Source organism: Acinetobacter psychrotolerans (genome assembly GCF_048552595.1).
Lineage (GTDB): Bacteria > Pseudomonadota > Gammaproteobacteria > Pseudomonadales > Moraxellaceae > Acinetobacter.
On record NZ_JBIMDK010000077.1, the window covers coordinates 1 to 255 of the forward strand.

General features: G+C 45.9%; 1 protein-coding gene. It reads left to right on the forward strand.

Translation table 11 applies throughout. The features are described from left to right. A partial coding sequence (locus ACG94X_RS16905; RefSeq protein ID WP_419384816.1) for a type VI secretion system Vgr family protein occupies nucleotides 1-255 on the forward strand: 255 nt, incomplete at both ends.

Below are 255 nucleotides of genomic sequence, written 5' to 3' on the forward strand. Positions count from 1 at the left end.
TACCCCGTATTGGTGAGATTGTCGTTATTGACTTCTTTGATGGCAATATTGACCGACCATTTGTGGTGGGTCGTATTCATGAAGCACAACGTCATCCAACCAAATTTGATAACAAAGGTAAACTGCCTGATACCAAAAAACTGGCAGGCATCCGCTCAAAGGAATACCAAGGCGAAGGCTTTGGGCAACTGCGCTTTGATGACACTACAGGTCAGATCAGTACCCAATTGCAAAGCAGTCATGGTGCTACCCAGC